General features: G+C 64.1%; 17 protein-coding genes, 1 tRNA gene and 1 pseudogene. 7 read left to right on the top strand and 12 right to left on the bottom strand.

The window, feature by feature from the left end; genetic code table 11:
• Positions 1-4: 4 nt before the first annotated feature.
• The 4 genes and pseudogenes from FJ957_RS23025 to FJ957_RS23010 form a co-directional block, all read left to right on the top strand.
• Complete coding sequence (locus tag FJ957_RS23025; RefSeq protein ID WP_140835127.1) at positions 5-919, top strand: site-specific tyrosine recombinase XerD; 915 nt, start codon at positions 5-7, stop codon at positions 917-919.
• 100 nt (positions 920-1,019) lie between these two features.
• On the top strand, positions 1,020-1,970 hold the full coding sequence (locus tag FJ957_RS23020) for an acetyl-CoA carboxylase carboxyltransferase subunit alpha (RefSeq protein WP_140835126.1): 951 nt from the start codon (positions 1,020-1,022) through the stop codon (positions 1,968-1,970).
• Positions 1,971-2,192: 222 nt separating this feature from the next.
• Positions 2,193-3,482, top strand: a complete 1,290-nt coding sequence (locus FJ957_RS23015) for a murein L,D-transpeptidase family protein (RefSeq protein WP_140835125.1) — start codon at positions 2,193-2,195, stop codon at positions 3,480-3,482.
• A 77-nt stretch (positions 3,483-3,559) separates the two neighbouring features.
• Positions 3,560-3,799, top strand: a pseudogene (locus tag FJ957_RS23010) (sulfurtransferase TusA family protein); the annotation flags it as partial.
• 26 nt (positions 3,800-3,825) lie between these two features.
• Here the strand turns inward: FJ957_RS23010 and FJ957_RS23005 are convergent.
• A complete protein-coding gene (locus FJ957_RS23005) occupies positions 3,826-4,962 on the bottom strand; it encodes a GTP-binding protein (protein ID WP_181180679.1) in 1,137 nt (378 codons plus the stop codon).
• Between the two features lie 8 nt (positions 4,963-4,970).
• Entirely contained in the window at positions 4,971-6,137 is a 1,167-nt protein-coding gene (locus FJ957_RS23000; RefSeq protein ID WP_140835123.1) for a D-alanyl-D-alanine carboxypeptidase family protein, read from the bottom strand.
• A gap of 218 nt (positions 6,138-6,355) precedes the next feature.
• On the opposite strand from FJ957_RS23000, the gene FJ957_RS22995 reads away from it, so the two are divergent.
• Together FJ957_RS22995 and FJ957_RS22990 are read left to right on the top strand one after the other, a co-directional pair.
• Entirely contained in the window at positions 6,356-7,519 is a 1,164-nt protein-coding gene (locus tag FJ957_RS22995) for a M20 aminoacylase family protein (RefSeq protein WP_140835122.1), read from the top strand.
• A 134-nt stretch (positions 7,520-7,653) separates the two neighbouring features.
• Positions 7,654-7,730: transfer RNA gene (locus FJ957_RS22990), tRNA-Arg, on the top strand.
• Between the two features lie 145 nt (positions 7,731-7,875).
• Here FJ957_RS22990 and FJ957_RS22985 read toward each other — a convergent pair.
• The 10 genes from FJ957_RS22985 to FJ957_RS22940 all read right to left on the bottom strand — a co-directional run bounded on the left by FJ957_RS22985 (position 7,876) and on the right by FJ957_RS22940 (position 18,825).
• On the bottom strand, positions 7,876-9,282 hold the full coding sequence (locus FJ957_RS22985; protein WP_140835121.1) for an NAD(P)-dependent oxidoreductase: 1,407 nt from the start codon (positions 9,280-9,282) through the stop codon (positions 7,876-7,878).
• A 105-nt stretch (positions 9,283-9,387) separates the two neighbouring features.
• Positions 9,388-10,656, bottom strand: a complete 1,269-nt coding sequence (locus tag FJ957_RS22980; protein WP_140835120.1) for an FAD-dependent oxidoreductase — start codon at positions 10,654-10,656, stop codon at positions 9,388-9,390.
• Positions 10,657-10,677: 21 nt separating this feature from the next.
• Positions 10,678-11,460 carry an aldolase/citrate lyase family protein gene (locus tag FJ957_RS22975; RefSeq protein WP_140835119.1) on the bottom strand — a complete coding sequence of 261 codons (783 nt, stop codon included), beginning with the start codon at positions 11,458-11,460 and terminating at the stop codon, positions 10,678-10,680.
• Positions 11,461-11,474: 14 nt separating this feature from the next.
• Positions 11,475-13,169: a GMC oxidoreductase gene (locus FJ957_RS22970; RefSeq protein WP_140835118.1), complete on the bottom strand. Its 1,695-nt coding sequence runs from the start codon at positions 13,167-13,169 to the stop codon at positions 11,475-11,477.
• A 13-nt stretch (positions 13,170-13,182) separates the two neighbouring features.
• Positions 13,183-14,658, bottom strand: coding sequence for an aldehyde dehydrogenase family protein (locus tag FJ957_RS22965; RefSeq protein ID WP_140835117.1), 1,476 nt, complete (start codon positions 14,656-14,658; stop codon positions 13,183-13,185).
• 76 nt (positions 14,659-14,734) lie between these two features.
• Positions 14,735-15,592 carry an amino acid ABC transporter ATP-binding protein gene (locus FJ957_RS22960; protein WP_140835116.1) on the bottom strand — a complete coding sequence of 286 codons (858 nt, stop codon included), beginning with the start codon at positions 15,590-15,592 and terminating at the stop codon, positions 14,735-14,737.
• Positions 15,589-16,245 carry an amino acid ABC transporter permease gene (locus FJ957_RS22955; protein WP_140835115.1) on the bottom strand — a complete coding sequence of 219 codons (657 nt, stop codon included), beginning with the start codon at positions 16,243-16,245 and terminating at the stop codon, positions 15,589-15,591. Before FJ957_RS22955 ends, FJ957_RS22960 begins: the two co-directional genes overlap by 4 nt.
• Positions 16,246-16,334: 89 nt before the next feature.
• Positions 16,335-17,177 carry a transporter substrate-binding domain-containing protein gene (locus tag FJ957_RS22950; RefSeq protein ID WP_140835114.1) on the bottom strand — a complete coding sequence of 281 codons (843 nt, stop codon included), beginning with the start codon at positions 17,175-17,177 and terminating at the stop codon, positions 16,335-16,337.
• A 29-nt stretch (positions 17,178-17,206) separates the two neighbouring features.
• Entirely contained in the window at positions 17,207-18,199 is a 993-nt protein-coding gene (locus FJ957_RS22945) for a proline racemase family protein (RefSeq protein ID WP_140835113.1), read from the bottom strand.
• Positions 18,200-18,204: 5 nt separating this feature from the next.
• Positions 18,205-18,825 (bottom strand): GntR family transcriptional regulator, encoded by a 621-nt coding sequence (locus FJ957_RS22940; protein WP_181177693.1) that lies wholly within the window; start codon positions 18,823-18,825, stop codon positions 18,205-18,207.
• A gap of 189 nt (positions 18,826-19,014) precedes the next feature.
• Between FJ957_RS22940 and FJ957_RS22935 the strand changes: the two genes are divergently transcribed.
• Positions 19,015-20,445 (top strand): NAD-dependent succinate-semialdehyde dehydrogenase, encoded by a 1,431-nt coding sequence (locus tag FJ957_RS22935; protein ID WP_140835111.1) that lies wholly within the window; start codon positions 19,015-19,017, stop codon positions 20,443-20,445.
• The last annotated feature ends 37 nt before the right edge of the window (positions 20,446-20,482 follow it).

The raw sequence follows: 20,482 nt of genomic DNA, 5'->3' as shown, positions 1-20,482 counted from the left end.
CCAGATGAAAAGCGCGGCCCGTATCGAAGCCTTCCTGGAGATGATGAGCGCCGAACGCGGCGCGGCCGAAAATACGCTTTCCTCCTACCGCCGCGACCTGGAAGACGCCTCCGAAGCCATCGGTGGCGGACTGGCGGGCGCCGGACCTGCCGACATCCGCGCCTATCTCGACGACATCGCCGCGCGCGGCTTCGCGCCGACCTCGCAGGCGCGCAAATTGTCGGCGATCCGCCAGTTCTTCAAATTCCTCTACGCGGAAGGCCTGCGCGGCGACGACCCGACCGGCACGCTGGACAGCCCGCGCAAGGGCCGGCCGCTGCCGAAGACGATGAGCGAGGCCGAGACCGGCCGCCTGCTCGACCGGGCGGCCCTGGAAGCCGGCAAATCCGGATCGGACGGCGACGGGCTGGCGGCGTTGCGCCTGCACGCGCTGGTCGAGGTGCTCTACGCCACGGGCCTGCGCGTCTCCGAATTGGTTGGCCTGCCGGTGACGGTGGCGCTGCGCGACGACCGCTTCTTCATGGTGCGCGGCAAGGGCGACAAGGAGCGCATGGTGCCGCTTTCGACCAAGGCGCGAACCGCCATGCGCGCCTGGCTTGCGGCGAGGGCCGAGCGTCCGGCCTTTGCCGAAAGCCCGTTCCTGTTTCCGGCCTCGTCCGACAGCGGGCATCTTTCCCGACAGGTTTTCGCCCGCGATCTCAAAGGGTTGGCCGCGCGTTCCGGGATAACCGCGGCCAAAATCTCGCCGCATGTGCTTCGCCATGCTTTTGCCAGCCATCTCCTGCAGAACGGCGCCGATCTCAGAGCCGTTCAGCAACTTCTAGGCCATGCCGATATCTCGACCACGCAGATCTACACCCATGTGCTGGAGGAGCGGCTGGTGCGGCTGGTGAACGATCATCATCCGCTTGCCGACTAGGCCTCATATCGCTATGTGAGGGCGACGTTCCACCGCCCGGGGCCGGCATTTCAGCGGTTCCGCCAGCCATTTGCCTTCCGACGGATCGGTCCGCCCAAGCATGTACAACTACCTCGACTTTGAAAAGCCGGTGCAGGATCTGGAACTCAAGATCCTCGAGCTGAAGAAGCTTGCCGAGAACGGCGAGGCGGTCGACGTCGCCGAAGAGATCAGCAGGCTGGAAAAGCGCTCTCGCGACGCTTTGCGCGACCTCTACAAGGCGCTCACGCCCTGGCAGAAGGTGCAGGTCGCGCGCCATCCCGACCGCCCGCACTGCATCGACTACATCAAGGCGCTGTTCACCGATTTCACGCCTTTGGCCGGCGACCGCAATTTCGGCGACGACCAGGCGATCGTCGGCGGCTTTGCCCGTTTCCGCGGCGAGCCCGTCGCGGTGATCGGCCAGGAGAAGGGCTCCGACACGGCAAGCCGTATCAAGCACAATTTCGGCTCGGTGCGCCCCGAGGGCTACCGCAAGGCGGTGCGGCTGATGGAGCTTGCCGACCGCTTCCAGATCCCGCTGCTGACGCTGGTCGACACCGCCGGCGCCTATCCCGGCGTCGGCGCCGAGGAGCGCGGCCAGGCCGAGGCCATCGCGCGTTCGACCTCGGCTTGCCTGTCGCTGAAAGTGCCGTCGATCTCGGTGGTGATCGGCGAAGGCGGCTCCGGCGGAGCCATCGCGATCGCCACCGCCAACCGCGTCTACATGCTGGAACACGCCATCTATTCGGTGATCTCGCCCGAGGGTGCCGCCTCGATCCTGTGGCGCGACACCACGCGCTCCAAGGACGCGGCGACCAACATGAAGATCACCGCGCAGGATCTTCTCGAGATGAAGATCATCGACGCCATCATTCCCGAGCCGATGGGCGGCGCCCAGCGCGCGCCGGAGACGGTGATTGCGTCCACCGGCGACCTCATCGCCAGGACGATGAAGGATTTCGCCGGCGCCAACACCGATTTCCGCGAGCAGCGCCGCGAGAAATACCTGGCGATGGGCCGCAGCCTTTAATCAGGCATCTTGCGGTAAACTGTGGCGGCAACGACCAATTTCGCCACAAAAATGCCGCCGGATTCGGCTCAATGGACTTGCCGTGAGGGGTTGGCCCATTTGTCGCGAAGGCTTGCGGTAAGGAATTTTCAAGGTTAACGGGCTTACGGTCCAATGGTGTTCAGCCTGCGGTCAAGCCATGCCGAGAGCTGTTGGTCCGAGAGAAGAGACGTAGCTGTATCGATGTTTGCCAAGCTTGCCCGCACCGGAGTCCTGATCGCCGCCATTGGCGTCGCCGGCTGCAATGATTCGTCGATGAAGGATTTCGCGCCGGAGGCCAACAAGCCGCTGCCGGACAAGATCCTCGCCGACATGAAGGCCAAGGGCATGATGCGCACCTCCTCGGTAATGGCGCGCATCTTCAAGGAGGAAGGCAAGCTGGAGATCTGGAAGGCCAAGACCAATGGCCGCTACGATCTCGTCGCCAGCTACGACATCTGCAAATGGTCGGGAAAGCTCGGCCCCAAATACACCGAGGGCGACCGCCAGGCGCCGGAGGGCTTCTACACGGTGCGTCCGTCGCAGATGAATCCGCGCTCGAATTATCATCTGTCCTTCAACATCGGCTTCCCCAATGCCTATGACCGCGCCAATGGCCGGACCGGCCAGAACCTGATGGTGCATGGCGCCTGTTCGTCGTCGGGCTGCTATTCGATGACCGACGCCCAGATCGAGCAGATCTATGCCTTCGGCCGCGACGCCTTTCAGGGCGGCCAGACCGAGTTCCAGGTCCAGGCTTTCCCGTTCCGCATGACCGCCGCCAACATGGCGCGCTACCGCAGCGACCCGAACTACGAATTCTGGAAGATGCTGAAGGTCGGCTACGACAATTTCGAGATCACCAAGGTGCCGCCGAAGGTCGACGTCTGCGAGAAGCGCTACGTCTTCAATCAGGTCGCGCCCGAAGGCACGAGCTTCGACCCGACCGGCCCGTGCCCCGCGACGACCCAGCCGGATTCGTTGAAGACGGCCTACGCCAATTACGAGAAGAGCTACGACGCGGCCTTCAATTCGGCCGTAAAATCGAGCACGCCGCCACCAAAGCCGACGATTGCCGGCGTCAAGGAAGCCAGCATCGTTTCCGACTGGTCGAAGCGCCGCGCCCGCGGCGAGCGCGTGCCGATCGATCCGCCGTCGATGAATTCCGACGGCTCGGTGACGGAAACGACCCGCATGGGCCGCATCGATTCCCCGCTCGGCCGCAAGATGGCAGCAGCCGACGCGGAAAAGGAAGCCAAGCGCAAGGCCGAAGAGCAGCGCCTCGCGGCGATCGAGGCGGCCAAGGCCGCCAAGGAACAGGCAAAGGCGCAGGCGCTGGCCGAGAAGGAGGCCGCCAAGCAGGCCGCGCAGCAGCCGGTCGTCACCGCCGGCGTCGAACCCGCGCCCGCCGAGCCAGCGCAGCAGGCCGCCGACGCCGACCAGGGCACCGTGTCGAAGCTGAAGAAGAAGCTGCTCGGCATGTTCGGCGGCTGAGATTTTCAATGCATGTCGCCCAAAAGGATGCCCTCGGGCGTTGACCCGAAGGTGCAAGGCGGTTTTGGGATAGCGACATGCATGAACAAAAGGCAAAGCCGCCCGCTAACTACGATCTCAAGGGACTGAACTGTCCGTTACCGGTGCTGAAGGCCCGCAAGCGACTGGCCGCGATGCGACCTGGCACCCGGCTGTGGCTCGAGACCACCGATCCGTTGGCGGTGATCGACATCCCGGCGTTCTGCGCCGATGCCGGCCACCGGTTGATCGAGACGGCGGCGGTCGCCGGCGGCCATCGTTTCCTGGTCGAGCGCGGCAACGCGGCCGACCTGCCTACTTCAGCTCAAAGCCCGACAATCGCCAGCGGATTGGCTTCCAGCGCCGCGCGGTCCGGCGTGTCGATCGACGGCTTGTTCGTGAAGGCGGCGAACAGCCGCCGGATATAGTCATCCGGCATGTCGAGCGTGATCAGCACCAGCCTGGTGCCACGCTGGCCGTCGGGCCAGGCCGGCAGTCTTGCCGGCGGATGCAGGATCTTCTGCACGCCATGGATGACCAGCGGCCGCGCAGGATCCTCCGCGAGCTCGATGACGCCCTTCATCCGCAGGAGTTTCTCGCCATGCGTCGAGCGCAGAAGGTCGAGGAACATCTCGATCGCCGAGAACGGCACCGGGCCGTCATGGACAAGCGAGTGCGAGCGCACCCGCGTGTCGTGGCGATGCGCATGGTGATGGCGGCCATGATCATCGTCACCGTCATGGTGATGATCCTGATCACGGTGATGATCTTGATCATGGTGATGATCTCGATCATGCGCCGCCTCTTCGCCAAGCCAGCGCCGCACGTCGGCGGACTTGGTCTCAGGATCATAGAGCCCGCAATTGAACAGCGCCGCGGCGCCGGCCTCGCCGACATCGAGCACGACGGCGCCCGGATTGATCTGCTTGAGTCCTGCCCGCAACGCCTCGATCCCGGCCGCGTCGGCTAGGTCGGCCTTGGTCAGCACGATGCGATCGGCCACCGCCGCCTGTTTCACCGCCTCGACATGGGCATCGAGCGTCGCCTCGCCGTTGACGGCGTCGACCAGCGTGATGACGCCGTCGAGCCGGAAGGCCTGCACCAGCGCCGGATGCGCCATGATCGACTGCAGCACCGGCGCCGGATCGGCCAGGCCCGTCGTCTCGACGACGACGCGGGCCAGTTTCGCGATACGGCCGGTCTGCAGGCGGTCGACGAGATCGGCGAGTGTGTCGACGAGGTCGCCGCGCACCGTGCAGCAGAGGCAGCCGTCGGAAAGCTGGATGATGCCATCCGATGCCTGCTCGACCAGGAGATGGTCGATCGCAACCTCGCCGAACTCGTTGATGATCACCGCCGTGTCGGCAAGCGCCGGATCCTTGAGGAGCCGGTTGAGCAGAGTCGTCTTGCCGGCGCCGAGAAAGCCGGTGAGCACCGAAACGGGAATGGGAAAGCCGCTCATCAGCTTGGCTAGTTGGCAGCTTTGACGGGCTGGTCGCCCTGCGCCCCGGTGGCGGCCGTCGCCAGCGGCTCGGCGCCGGCCGGCGTCGGTCTGTCCGGCCGCCAGATCGGCAACGGCACATCGGCATAGTTCTGGTCGACCTGGTCGACGAATGCCTTCGGCGCCGGACCGGTCGCGCCGCCGAGTCCGACCGCGACCAGTGTCGGGTGGTCGAGCTTCACCTGGTAGGGCGATTTCGACTTGTCCTTGGCCGCAACCTCGGGCGCCGCCTCGGACTGCTGCTCCTTCGGTTTCTTCGCGCAGATCTCGTCATGCATGTCGTTGGGCGACAGCGTGTCGCCATAGGGCTTGAGAGCGCCAAGCGTGGTCGAAGTGGCCGACGGCATCTCAAAACCCAGATCGAGCAGCTTTGCCGCCGCTTCGGCGCGGCTGACCGCCGATTTCTCGCCAAGCACCACGGCGACCAGCGTGCGACCGTTGCGCGTCGCCGAGCCGATCATGTTGAACCCGGAAGAGCAGACGAAGCCGGTCTTCATGCCGTCCGCGCCGGGATAGCGGCCGATGAGCAGATTGTAGTTTGGGATGGCCTTCTTGCCGACGGCAAGGCCTTCGATTGAAAACCACGGCGCGTATTGCGGAAAATCGGTGCGCAGCGCCGTCACCAGCACGGCGAGGTCGCGCGCGGTCGTGTACTGTTCCGGCGAATAGAGCCCGTTCGGGTTGACGAAATGCGTTCCGACCATGCCGAGCCGGGCGGCCTCCGCGTTCATGCGGTCGGCGAAGGCGGCTTGCGACCCGCCGATATTCTCGCCGACGGCCATGGCGATGTCGTTGGCCGACTTGACCAGCATCATCTTCAGCGCATTGTCGAGCCGCATCACCGAGCCGGGCTTGAAGCCCATCTTGCTCGGCGGCTCGCCGGCCGAATGCTTCGTCACCTTGATCGGCGAATCGAGCGCCGCCTCGCCCGCTTGGATCGCGCGGAAGGTGACATAGGCCGTCATCAGCTTGCTGAGCGAGGCCGGATACCAGCGCTTGAACGCGTCCTGATGCTCCAGAATGGAGCCGCTCTTGAGATCGAAAAGCACCACCGGGTTGGCGCGCGCCGCGCCGGCGAGCGCCGGAAGCGCCAGCGCGCCAGCCAGCAACAGGTTGAGGAAATGCCTTTGCCGCATGATCAAATCCGAAATCGCCTCTTGCCGTAGTCGCCGCTGGGTCCGTAAGATTTCGTTACCCATCGCCAGCACAAATGCGGCTCGACCCTCGACCCCGGACCGCATTGTTGTGGTGCTATTTACCCTATGTGACGCCAAAATGGCAAAGTTCAACACAATCACAATTGCTGAGCGGATCTGAACCGACTGCCGCCAATCAACCAAGAGATGGAACGATCATGCCGATTTTGAACCGCGCCGCGCAAATGCAGGAAGAAGTCGCCGGCTGGCGACGACATCTGCACCAGACACCGGAGCTGAATTTCGACGTCTTCCAGACCGCCGGCTTCGTCACCGAAAAGCTCAAGGCGTTCGGCTGCGACGAGGTGGTGACGGGGCTGGGCAAGACCGGCGTCGTCGGCATCATCCGCGGCCGCAAGGGCGATGGCCCGACCATCGGGCTGCGCGCCGACATGGATGCGCTGCCGATCGACGAGATCACCGGCAAGCCATGGGCCTCGACCGTGCGTGGCAAGATGCATGCCTGCGGCCATGACGGCCATACCGCTATGCTGCTTGGAGCCGCCAAATACCTCGCCGAGACGCGCAATTTCGCCGGCGCCGTGGCGGTGATCTTCCAGCCGGCCGAGGAAGGCGGCGGCGGCGGAAACGAAATGGTCAAGGACGGCATGATGGAGCGCTTCGGCATCGAGAAGGTGTTCGGCATGCACAATATGCCGGGCCTGCCGGTCGGCCAGTTCGCCATCAAGCCCGGTCCGATCATGGCCGCGACCGCCGAATTCACCATCACCGTCAAGGGCCGTGGCGGCCATGCCGCGATGCCGCACGGCACGATCGATCCGATCGTCATCGCCAGCCAGCTGGTCGGCGCGCTGCAGACCATCGCCTCGCGCAGCACCGATCCGGTCGAGGCCGTGGTGGTGTCGGTGACGAAGTTCCATGCCGGCGACGCCTACAACGTCATTCCCGAAAGCGCCGAGATCGCCGGTACCGTGCGCACGCTGAAGAAGGAAGTGGCCAAGAAATCGGAAGAGCGCATTCGCGCGCTCTGCGCCGGGCTCGCCTCCGCCTTCGGCGCCACCATCGCGGTGGACTACGACGCCAACTACCCCGTCACCTTCAACCATGCCGAGGAGACCGTGTTTGCGGGCGATGTCGCCGCCGATATCGCCGGCGACAGCCATGTCCACCGCGCCATCCAGCCGGTGATGGGCGGCGAGGATTTCTCCTATATGCTGGAAGCCCGCCCCGGCGCCTTCATCTTCATCGGCAATGGCGACTCGGCGGGCCTGCATCACCCGGCCTACGACTTCAACGACGAGGTCATTCCGCACGGCATGAGCTATTGGGTGAAGCTGGCCGAGACCGCGCTGGCCGCCTGAGCGGCTGCCGGCGAAAGCCCCCGCCGCCATACGCTTGGCCGGCTCAGCCCGGCCTCGCCGAGACATTACGGCCTATGGGAGGTCAGCATGCCCCTTGGCGAACCGACCCGAAGCGGCTATGTGTCTGGCCGCGTGGTCCCGTAGCTCAGTAGGATAGAGCGGCAGATTCCTAATCTGTAGGTCACAGGTTCGATTCCTGTCGGGATCACCAAGTTTTTCAAAGGCTTGGCGGCCAGGTCGCCGCACTCTGCCATTGATCCGACGCATCGATTTTCGCCGGCAGCGCGGCGGACCGCTCCGCCGCCATGAATCGCCAACGAGCTGCAAGCGTGCCAGCCCCAATACGACGGTGGGTGTCAATGCGACCCTGAAGAGAACGGCCCGGACAGATGGTGCGTGCGCATAAGTGTGGAGAGACGATTCGCGGCCTCGGCGAACGCTTCGCCTCCGGAAGCGATCAGGGCCGGTCGCTCCTGCTCGGACGCCGCCAGGATGCGTTCCCAGAACGCGGCAACGAGAGCGCCCGATCGGGCGAGGTCGGCGGCCACGTTTTGATCGTCGGCCAGCGCCGCCAGATGCCGGAGATTGATGCCGCCGATACCGGGCGGGGCTTTCGCCCCCATGTCGACAAAACCGGAAGGCAGCGATCCTTTAAGATTGTGGACGCGATGATCGACGATGGCGGCGCGGATCTGATCGACCGCCTGCTTGGCGCCCGCGACACGGGAGGGATGGTCGGTGTCGGCCGCGGCATGCGGAAGAAGTTCCAGACGCTGGCCATAGGCTTCGACCAGCTTCAGATAAGGCAGCATCGGTCCTGAAAGCGTGGCGCCATCGGCAAAAAGGTCGGCATCGATCGCCGCGTGGGAAATACGGCCCGATTCCAATGCGCGCTCCAGCGCTGGCACATCGACCAGCTCGCCGCGGTCATAGTTGATCAGCACGGCGCCGTGGTTGAGAACGGAAAGCACCTCATCTGAGATAAGTCCGGCGTTGGCGTATTTTTGCCGGCCGGCATCGAAAGCGCCCAGGCCGAGATGGACCGAAAGCGCGTCCGCGCCGCGCGCCGCGTCCACCATGCTTGCGGCGTGGTCGAAGCCTTCCAGCTCGATCCATTTGCGGTGACGGTGCCGCGCATGGATGGTGACCCGCATGCCGAAGGCCTGGCCGAGCCTGGCGAATTCCCGACCGATATTGCCATAGCCGATGACGGCCAGTCTTTTGCCTTCGAGCTTCTCGGTCGGGTAATGGCGCAGATCTTTTCCCGTATCGAACTGCCCGCCGGCGACCAGGCTGTTGAGCCTGTCCACGGGAAGATCCGGCCTGACTTTCAGCAGCGCCTTCATGGCCATTTGCGCGGTGGCGCGACTGTTGATGCCCGGCGTATTCATAAGCGGCGCTTCGCCGCCCTCTCCGCTGCCCCCGCCCCACGATGCCGAGCCCATATTGCCGGTGCCGGTCCCGATGCGCACGCCGCCGAGGCGGAACCTGGCCTCCGCCGGAATGAAGGTCGCCGCGGCGATGACGGCGTCATAACGGCCGTCCCCAGCCTCGGCCAACAATTCTTCCCGGGTGCTCAATTGCGGCAGGTAGAAGAAATGCAGCCTGCCGGGATCGAGGGCGCCAGCGCTGCCGATGCCTGTTCGATGGAACACGCCGCCCTTCGCTTCGATGTAAGCCTTGACCTCGCTGTGATCGGGATTGCCGCCCGCGCCGAAGCGAAGGCCGACAAAGTCGCAGATCAAAATGTTGGCTGATGTCATGAACGTCGTTTCCCTATAGCTGTCTCCAGCTACTCCGATCCGTTATCCGATGGACGACGTGAAGCGGCATATCCGGGTCGCAAGCGAGAAATCTGCCCCAGGAAGCTAGAACCTATCGGCGCTGAATGGCGACAGGTCGACCGTTGCCGGCAACCCGGCGGCCAGTTCGGCGACGAGCTTGCCGGTGACCGATCCGCCGATCAGCCCCTGATGTCCATGGCCGAATGCGTAGACGACGTTGCGGGCGCGCTTCGCGCGGTCGATGACGGGGATGCTGTCCGGCGTTCCCGGCCGATGGCCCATCCATCGCTTCACTTCGCCCTCCTTGAACGTCCTGAACATGGGCCGGGCCTGCTTCAAGAGCGTGTCGGCGCGGGCCATATTCGGCGGCGACCGCAGGCCTGAAAACTCCACATTTCCGGCGATGCGCAGCCCTTCCTCCATGGGGGAGGCCACGAATTTGCGGTCGGCCGAAACGGTCTGGATCCGCAGCCCCGTATCGGCGCCCTTGACCATGACGTGATAGCCACGCTCGGTCTCGAAGGGAATGCGGTTGCCGAGCTTGCGGGCGAGCGCCGCCGACCACGCGCCCGCGGCAAGGACCGCCTGGTCGACCGGACGGCGCTGGCCGCCTTCGAGAACGACCGCCGTCAGTTCCCGCCCGTTCAGCTCGAAATCCTTGACACGCGCCTGCAGGAATCTAGCGCCCTGCCGCGCGGCGTTTTCGGCCAGTTTTCGCACCAGCCGCCCGGGGTTCGGACACTGCCCCTGCTCGGGCAGATAGACGGCGCTTTTGAAGATCGATGCCAGAGCGGGCTCCAACTGCCGGATTTCGTCGGCATCGAGGATATCGACGCGCACGCCATGGGCGCGGCGCAAATCGAGGCCGTAGTTGCTTTTGCCGGGGCCATCCGCGCTTTCGTAGACGAAGAGCTGGCCGCGTTTCTGAAGGAGCTCTTCGCAGCCTGCCTCCTTCATCAACGGCTCATAGCATTCGAACGTGTAGCGGTGCAGCGCCCGCATCGCCGCCGAGATTTCCTCGACGCGGGATTTGCGGCTCGCCGCCAGGAAGCGCAAAAGCCACGGCAAGGCGTGCGGCAGGTAGGCCAGCCGCACGTAAAGAGGCCCTTCCGGGTCCATCAACCATTTGGGCACGTTCTTCCACACGCCCGGCATGGAGTTCGGTATGCAGGATCCGGGACAAATGCCGCCGGCATTGCCGTAGGAGCACTGGTCTTCCGAGCCGGGCAAGGCCGGATCGATCACCTCGACCTCGAAGCCCTGCTTCAGCAGATAGTTGGCGCTGCACACGCCGACGATGCCCGCGCCGATGACGGTCACCTTCCTGCTCGCGCCGTCGCGATTGCGCTGCATGCCGTTGCCCCTGCCGTGCCGTTACGGAGTCAGGTCGCTTACGGCGCCGGTCCGGAAGGCCGGCAGCGACCGCGACACGATCTGCTGCAGCATGCGGAAGTCCGACAGATAGGCCATGAAGCGGTAGCCCAGCTTGCGCATGTCCACGCCATAGGCGACCGATCCGCAATGGATGCCCGGGATGACGCCTGCTTCCTTGCACTTGGCGGCAATGTACTCGATGGCTTCGTAGACGGCCGGATAGCGCGGATCGAAGCCGGGCGCCTCGCCCATGGTGACGGCGAGGTCCGAGGGACCGACGAAGATCGCGTCGAGATTCGGCGTCTTGAGGATACCCTCGAGATTCCTGACCGCCTGCTCGCTTTCGATCATCGCCATGGTGACGATGGTCTCGTTGGCGTGCTTGAAATAGTCCGGGCCGGCATAGAGCGAGGCGCGCAACGGACCGACCGAACGGCCGCCCTTGGGGAAGTAGCGGCACGCCCTGACGAAGGCGTCGGCTTCGTCCGCCGTGTTCACCATAGGGCAGATGACGCCATAGGCTCCGGCGTCGAGCACCTTGCCGATGATTGCCGGGTCATTCCATGGAACGCGTACGAATGGTGCCGTATCGGTTGTGGAGATGGCCTGAAGCATGGGAACCATGTCGGTGTAATCGGTCGCGCCATGCTGGAGATCGACGGTCAGCGCGTCCCAGCCCTGCTGCGCCATCAGTTCCGCCGAGATGGTGGAGGGGATGCCCAGCCATCCCGTCACCACTTCGCCGCCGGCCGCCCAGATGTCCCTTACCTTGTTCCTGCGCATGGTCGTTCTTCCTTTCAAGCTGCGGAATTGAGGATGAGATCCGACGCCTTCTCGGCGATCGCGATCGTGGTGATGTTGGTGTTGGCGGCAACGATTGTCGGCATGATCGAGGCATCGACGACACGCAGGCCCTGGACGCCGCGCACGCGGCATTCGCCGTCGAGAACCGCGAGCGGATCGGTGTCGCTGCCCATCTTGCAAGTGCCCGAGACATGCCAGCCGGACCAGACTGACTGCTTCACCCAGTCGGCGATCAGTTCATCGTCGCGCATCATCGCATGCATGCGGTCGGTGGTGCCGAATTTGCGCTCGAGCAATGCTTCGCGGAAGAACGGCAGATAGTCGAAGGCATAGGCGGCACTTGCCGTCTTGATCCAGTTCGAGGCCTTGCGCACGCTGAGCGCCCGCGCCTCGTCGCTGTAGCCGGCCAGGAACCAGGTGTTGACATGGGCCTGGACGTCCGGGGTCGTCATGATGCGGTAGATGCGCTTGAAGCCGTCCACCAGGCGCATGAGGTCACGGCCATCGGACGCCATGTTCAGGTCGACGATCGGCTCGTCGGTCTGGTTCGGCGACCTCAGCGTCACCGTCCCGCGCGAGTACGACTTGTTCACGCAGACATTGAGCGCGCCCATCGCCTTGCCCAGCGGATGCCACCCGGCGCGGTTGACCGGCATCAGCAGCATGTCGCCGGAATGGCAGCCGGCTAGGTTGGACGAGTAGCGCACGCCGAGGAAGATGTGCCTGCGTTGGCCGGACCGCAGCCGGGCCGATTTCTTGAAATGGGCGCCGACCGCGATATGAGGATGATCGGTCAGGTTTTCGCCAACGCCTGGCAGGTCCGCGACGACTTCGATGCCAAGCCGCGTCAGCTGAGCGGCAGGGCCGATGCCGGCGCGCATCAGGATCGCGGGCGAATGAAGCGCGCCGGCGGCGACGATCACTTCGCGGGCGCGATACGTCTTGGTCTCGCCGCCAATCGTGACGGTCGCGCCGACGATGCGCGTTCCTTCGCTGGCCAGCCCTTCGACGAAGGCATTGGCGAAGATATGCAGGTTCTTCCTGGCGCGCGCCCGGCTGTGGAGGTAGCCGATCGCCGTGGAGACCCGCCGGTCATTCTCGTTGGAGAGCGGCAAGGGGAAGGAGCCGTCCTCGAAACTTCCATTGTAGTCGGGCCGATAGGGGTGGTCCGCTTCGGTCGCCTTCAGGACCGATTTCGTGAAGCCTGCCCATTCCGGCGGGAACACGCGGCGGATGGGAATGTTGCCGGCCCTGTTGTGAAGCTCGCCGTCGAAGTCGAGATCGCGCTCGAGCTTCTTCAGGTAGGGAAGCATTCCTTCCCACCCCCAGCCCTTCAGGCCCAGCTCCTCCCATTCGTCATAATCATGCGGAAGACCCCGCACGGCGAATTGGCCGTTGATGCTGGAGCCGCCGCCCATGACCTTGGCCTGCTCGAGCTTGGCGGTCTTGGCCGGTTGCGAATTCAGCTTCGGCGAGCGGTTGTAGACCCTGAGCTCGGTCCAGTGATATTTCGGGTCGAAGTAGGACAGCCCGGGATAGCTGTCGGCGATGATGTCGGGAACCTCGTCCGGCGGCGTGTCCGGGCCCGCTTCGAACAGCGCAACCTGTTTGGTTTCGTCTTCCGAAAGCCGGCTGGCGAGCACGGCTCCCGCGGAGCCGCCTCCGACGATGATGTAATCGAAATGCATGACGTCGCTCGTTTCAGGCGTAGTTGACCCAGACGGCTTTTTGTCTGGTGAATTCCTCGAAGCCAGCCCGACCCATGTCCTTGCCGAATCCGGATCCCTTGTAGCCGCCGGCGGAATAGGTGAATTCGGGGCTGCGGCCGTGCTGGTTCACCCAGACCATCCCGGCCTCGATGCCGTCGGCCGCCTTCAGCGCCTTCTTGACATCGCAGGTGTGAACGCTCGCGGAAAGCCCGTAGGTCGGATGGGCGGCAAGCGCTATGCCCTCTTCCAGCTCGGTGAAGGGGTTGACCGTGGCCACGGGGCCGAAGAACTCCTCGCGGAAGCCGACATTGTCCCGGTCGACGTTTTCCAGGAGCGTCGGAGCGTAGAAATTGCCCTCGTTACGCGATTCCATCGGCGCGCCGCCGGTGATCATGGAGCCACCCTCGCTGACGGTCCGCCGGACCATGCCGTCGATCCGATCGAGCTGCTTGCGGCTGATGATGGGGGCAAAGGTCGTGCTCTCGTCCCAGGTCGGACCCGCCTTGATCTCCCGGGTCTTGGCGACGATGCGCGCGACCAGTTCGTCGGCTATCTTCTTCTCGACCAGGATGCGCGAGCCTGCCGTGCAGACCTGGCCTGCATTGGCCATGAAGGCTGCCGAGACGCGGCTTGCCACCACATCGAGATCGCCGGCATCGGCGAGCACCAGCTGCGGGCTCTTGCCGCCGAGCTCCAGCGTCACCGGCTTGATGCCGGACTGCGCCGCCAGCGACATGATCGCCGCCCCCGTGTTCGTCGACCCGGTGAAGGAAACCATCATCACATCGGGATGGCGCACGATCGCCGCACCCGTCGTATGCCCGTATCCGTTGATGACGTTGAGCAGGCCCGCCGGCAGCCCCGCCTGCGCCGCAAGCTCGGCAAGCGCAAGGAGGCTGTGCGGCGTGAGCTCGGACGCCTTCATGACGACCGCATTGCCCGCCGCGAGCGCCGGCGCGAATTTCCAGGCAGCCGTGATCATCGGAAAGTTCCACGGCACGATCGCGCCGACGATACCGTAGGGTTCGCGCTTGACGTAGCTCAGCGTGCCGTCTTCGGTGGCGGTGACGATGCCTTCCAGCTTGTCGCAGAATTCCGCGAAATAGCGCACGACGCCGGCCGTGCGGATGGCGTCGCCGGTGACCGTGCCCGAAATCAGGCGGCTCGACCCCATGGCCTCGAGCCGGCCGAGATAGAGGTTGTTCTCCTCGATCAACTGGGCAAAGCGAAACAGGACCCTGGCACGATCGCGAGGCGCTATTTTCGCCCACTTGCTCGCTCTGAGCGCCTCCTTCGCGGCCTTGATCGCAAGGTCGACAGCGGCCTCGCCACCGTCGTTGACGACGCCCATCACCTGCTGGTCGGACGGACGAAGCACCTCGATCTCGCCGCCCGGAAGATCAAGATATCGGCCGCCGACATGATGGCCTCTGGGGACGTCAACGATTAGCGGATCAAAACTCAGCATCTTCTTTCCTTTTCGGAGACGTATTGGCGCCTCTCGACTGTTGGGGGCTTCCCGCGCGGCAATGCCACCAAGCCGCTCAGGCCCGGTCGGCGTGCATGGCTTCCAGAAACGGGCGCAGCATGTCCGCCGATTCATGGAAGCGGCCGACGAAACTCTTCAGCCGCTCATGCGTCGGGTGGAGCAATATCTTGTGCGGCGAACCTTCCTCCGCGATCAGGCCCTGGTCGAGAAAGACGATCCGGTCGGCGATCTCGAAGGCGAAACCCAGCTCGTGCGTCACGATCACCATCGTCATGCCGCTTTTGGCCAACTCGACCATGGCTTTCATGACCTCGCCGACCAGCTCCGGGTCGAGCGCCGATGTCGGCTCGTCGAAAAGCATGACCTTCGGCTGCATGGCCATGGCCCGGGCGATCGCCACGCGCTGCTGCTGGCCGCCGGAGAGCTGACGCGGAAGTTTGTCGGCGTGCTCCTCCAGTCCCATGGTCTTGAGCAGCTGCATGGCCTTGTCGCGCGCCGCGCCGGCGGGCTCCTTCTTGACCGTGACCGGACCTTCCATGACGTTCTGAAGCGCCGTCATGTGCGGGAACAGGTTGAATTGCTGGAAGACCATGCCGGTCTTGGCGCGGATTCGATTGACCTCCTGCTTGGCGATCTCGCGGCCGTTGCCGCCAGCCGGGCGGTCGAAGATCGTCTCCCCGTCGATGACGATGCGGCCGCTGGTGGGGCTGTTGAGCAGATTGATGCAGCGCAGAAGCGAGGTCTTGCCCGATCCGCTCGCGCCGATCAGGACGACCACCTCGCCTTCGGCCACTTTCAGGTCGACACCGTGCAGGACTCGCTTGGCGGCGAAATCCAGGCAGATGCTTTCCAGTTGCAGGACCTGCCTGGCATTTGCGCCGCCGGGCCGTGCTGATGTTGGATTGCCGGTCATTTTGACATCATCCCGCTCTTTTCCAGTTTGCGCGCCAGGTAGGTCAGCGGCACCAGGATGATGAGGAAGATCGCGCCGACGGCCGTGTAGACCTCCATCGGCCGATAGGTGAAGGAGGAGATGTAGCTGGCCTGATAGAGCAGGTCGGGCACCGTGATCATCGAAAGCAGGGTTGTGTTCTTCATCTGGATGATCGACTGGCCGGCGAGCGGCGGGATCATCCTGCGAAAGGCCTGCGGAAGGATTATGCGGCGCATGCGCTGGCTGTAGGACATGCCGATGGCGGTCGCCGCGTCTGTCTGCCCCTGGTCGATCGACTGGACACCGGCGCGCAGGATTTCCGCATAGAAGGAGCCGACATAGCAACTGAGGCCGATGAAACCGGCCCAGAACTTCGTCACGTTGACCCCAGCGAAGATCGGGAAGGCGTAATAGACCCAGAGCAAGGTCACCAGCAGCGGGATGTTGCGGAAGAATTCGACATAGAGCTGGCCGAGCAGCACGAGCGGCCAGAAGGTGCTGAGCTGGATGAGGCCGACGATCAGCCCGATGGCTAGGCCCGCCAGGATGGTGATGACGGTGAAGTACAGCGTCATCAGCAGGCCGTCCCACAGCAACGGCCAGTTGTTGGTCAGTACGGTGAAATCAAACATGATCCGTGCTCGTCTCGTCGGCGGAACTGAACGCGCCGAGAAAAGCTTGACCGCTTCGGAAAGCGGTCAAGCCTGGTGCGGGGCAGCGATTAGAAGCTGAAACCCTTCGGCAGAATGGACAGATCGATGCCGCGTGCCTCCCAGGCGCGCGCCAGCTTGCCCTGCGCCTGGCCGAGCGAGCGCTGCTGCTCGATCCAGTTGGTCAGGAAGTTGATGTAGCCGGCATTGCCAGGCTTGCGGGCGACCGCCAGCGTTGCGGGATTGCGCAGGATGGGCTCAGGCAAGGAGACCTCGCCGATTTTCTTTTCCGAGACCTGCAGCGCATCGAAGATCGACAGCAGGACGCCGTCGGTGCGGCCCGACTGCAATTCCATGAGCGCCAGGCCGCGATCTTCCACGGGCGTGACCTTCGCCTTGGGCAGCAGCGCCTCGGCGACGATCTGCATCGTCGATCCCTTCTGGACGACCACCGTCTTGGACGGATCGTTGAGCTCGGCCCAGGTCTTCACCGGCTTGCCGGCCGGCGTGAGCACGGCCCAGGCGTCGGTGAATAGCGGCTCCCACAGATAATCGACCACGAGGCCGCGCTTAGGGTTCGGATTGACGCCGATGGCGATATCGATCTTGTTCGACTGGAAATCGGCGGCGAGATTACCCCAGGTCGTCTCGACCGGCTCGAGCTTGACGCCGAGCTCGGTGGCGATTTCGGTGAGGAATTCCACATAGAAGCCGCTCCATTGCCCCGTTGCCGGATCCTTGATGTAGCCAGGCTCCTCGCCGACCATGACGGGCGCCTTGAGAACGCCGGAGGCGCGGATCTGGTCGAGCACGGCCGACGGGTTATCGTCCGCGACGGCCGCCACGGGCGCCGCCAGAAGGGACAGAGCGACGGTGGCCGCCGCGAACAGCTTGCTGAAGTTGAACGATATCATAGCGTTCCCCTTTTCTTGTGGTTGGGTTGTTAACGACTGAGGAATCCCTTCGAGAGCGGATCGTCCGCTTCGAAGTAGATTGTCTGCGCCGAGGTGATGAAGGCGCCGCCTTCGATCTCGACGATTGCGGCCTCTCGCTCCCCAATTGCCACCTTCTCGGCAAGGCGAGCTTCGAACGGGATGCCGAATATGTTGCGGGCGCGATAGACCTGGTCGGGTCGCAGTACACCCTTGTGCAGGAGATGAGCCATCCGCGCCGAGGTACCGGTGCCACAGGGCGACCGGTCGTATTTGTTGACCTCGAGCACCAGAAAATGCGTCGCGCCGTCGGGCGCATCGGCTGCGTAGAAGAGCACGCTCGGCGCCGTCGCGCCGGCGAAAAGCGGCATCCCGGCGACCGCTTCCTTGATCGCGGTCTTGATGGCGGAGCCTTTGAGCATCAGCTGCGACGCATGGTCCGGAGCGAGTTCCAACCCCAGTTGCGTGGCGTCGACGAGGGCATACCACATGCCGCCATAGACGATATCCGTCCGGACCCGGCCGATACCGGCTACGTCGACCTCCAGTCCTTCCAGACCCACATAGCTCGGCACATTCTTCAGGCGCACCGATTCCAGCGCGCCGCTCTCGCCCCAGACCAGTCCGACGGTGACGACGCCCGCCGGGGTTTCGAGCGTGAAGCTGTCTCCCGTCGATCGGCTGATCTGCCCCGTGAAGGCGAGCGTCTTGGCAAAGCCGATCGTGCCGTGACCGCACATATCGAGATAGACGTAGGACGAGATGAAGAAGGCGCCGTAGTCCGCCACCTCGGAAGGCACGGGAACCAGCCCGACCATTGCGGCGTGGCCACGCGGCTCATGCAGAAGGGCGGCGCGCAGATGATCGAAGCGGCTGCGGAAATCGTCGCGGCGTTCCCGCGCCGTTCCACCGTCGAGCCGGGGGATTCCGCTGAAGATCACACGCGTCGGATGCCCGGCGGTATGGCTGTCGACGACAGCAAAGGAAGAATTGAACGCCAACATAACAATCACTGACCGAAATAGTCGCGCACCTTTTCGCGCATGCTGTGCCAAATCTCGCGGATGAGCTTCTCCGTCATCGCCTGGGCTGAATCGCCGTCGCCGGCCGTGATCGCGTCGTAGATCCGCGCGGTGTCATCCAGCGACAGCTTGACGATCTTCGGGTCCTGCTCGTAGGCGTGGAAGCGGTAGCGCAGCGCCTGCTTCTCGAGCCCTTGCAGCAGGCGGGTCAATGTGCGGTTCGCGGCCAGATCGTAGACCAGGGCCGAGCCGCGAACATCGACGGTGAAGAACTGCCGGGCATCGTTGCGCGCCTGCGCTTCCTGCAGCTCGACCAAAAGGCCGCGGAACTCCTTCTTCCGTGCCGCATCCGGAGATTCGGCAGCCTGACGGGCAACGAGGCCCTCCAGCGCGATCCGACACGTATAGACTTCGTCGAAATCGCGCTGCGACATGGGCGCGACCCAGATCCCGCGCCGCGCTTCGCGAATGACAAGGCCATCGCGCTCCAGCAAGCGGAGCGCTTCGCGAACGGGCGATCGGCTGACGCCGTAGCGCTCAGCGACAACCTCTTCGGTCAGCCGCTCCTCGGATTTGAGGCGCCCCAGAATGATTTCCTCCTCCAGCATTTCGGCAAGGCTTTCGGGGATGGCGGCTGCCAGTTTTGGAAATCGTTGTAAAATCATGTCGACAGCATATTGTATACAGCATACAAGTCAAGCGCCCTTTGCAGGAATGGCTGCGGGCGCCGTCCAGGGACGCGCGCATTCAGCATCGCCTGGTTCAGGGCGATCAGAATCCAAGAGGAAGAACGGACGATGTATTCGGAGAAGGTTGAGCTGCTGATTGCAGGCGTGTGGCGCAAAGGTTCCGAGGGAAGATCGGAATCATTGATCAATCCGGCCAATGAGGAAGTCCTGGCCGAGGTTCCGCACGCCAGCGTTGCCGACCTGGACGAGGCGCTGGCGGCGGTCGCGCAGGGCTTCAAGCTATGGAAGGCGATGACGGCGCAGCAGCGTTGGGCGATCATGTCCGGGGCCGCCGATCTGATCGAACGGCGCAAGGCCGAGATTGCCCGGATCCTCACCATGGAGAACGGCAAGTCGCTGGCCGAAGCCACCGGCGAAGTCCAATTCGCCGCGGACGCCACGCGATGGTACGCCGAGGAAGGCAAGCGCGCCTATGGCCGGATCGTGCCGGCCAGGCTGCCGGGTGTCCGGCAGATGGTGCTGAAGGAACCGGTCGGGCCGGTTGCCGCCTTCGCCGCCTGGAACTTCCCCGCCAGCAACACGATCCGCAAGATCGCCGGCGCGCTGGGCGCCGGGTGCTCGATCATCCTGAAGCCGGCCGAAGAGACGCCTGGAACCGCCGTCGCAATGGCCCGCTGCTTCCAGGAAGCCGGGCTGCCGGCGGGCGTGCTGAACATCGTATTCGGTGTTCCGTCGGAAGTGTCCAGCTATCTGCTGGCATCGCCGATCATCAAGAAGGTGTCGTTGACCGGCTCGACGGCCGTCGGAAAGCTTCTGCAGAAGCAGGCGGCGGACACACTCAAGCGCTGTACGATGGAACTCGGCGGCCACGCGCCGGTGATCGTCCACAAGGACGCCGACCTCGAGAAGGCGCTCGATACGTTGGTGACGTTCAAGTTCCGCAATGCCGGGCAGGTCTGCACGTCGCCGACGCGTTTCTACATTCATGAATCCGTCTACGAACCCTTCCTGTCGGGATTCGCCGAGCGCGCCGATCGCCTGAAGATCGGCGACGGCCTGGAAGACGGCGTTCAAATGGGGCCGATGATCGCGCCACGCCGCCTCGAAGCCATGGATGCCTTCGTCTCGGACGCACAGTCCCTCGGCGCGAAGGTCGTCACCGGCGGGCAACGTCACGGTAACAAGGGATACTTTTACGGACCCACCCTGCTGCGGGATGTTCCGGATACCGCCCGGATCATGTCGGAAGAGCCGTTTGGGCCGATCGCTCCCGCAACCACCTTCTCGACCTTCGACGAAGTGATCGAGCGAGCAAACGCCTTGCCTTATGGATTGGCCTCATTCGTGTTCACACGCGACATGGCGCTTGCGCAGAAGAGCGAGCTCGCGCTCGATGCCGGCCTGGTCGGCGTCAACCATATGATGGTGTCCACACCGGAGACTCCTTTCGGCGGCGTGAACGAATCCGGTTACGGATCGGAGTCCGGAATAGAGGGATTGGACGCTTATCTGCGAACCAAATTCGTCACTGAGATCTGAAGCAGTCGCATCGTCAGACGGATGATCGTTGGAAGGA

The organism is Mesorhizobium sp. B2-4-6, from assembly GCF_006442775.1.
Lineage (GTDB): Bacteria > Pseudomonadota > Alphaproteobacteria > Rhizobiales > Rhizobiaceae > Mesorhizobium.
Note: the sequence above shows the minus strand (reverse complement) of the source record. Positions and strands in the feature narration are given on the sequence as shown.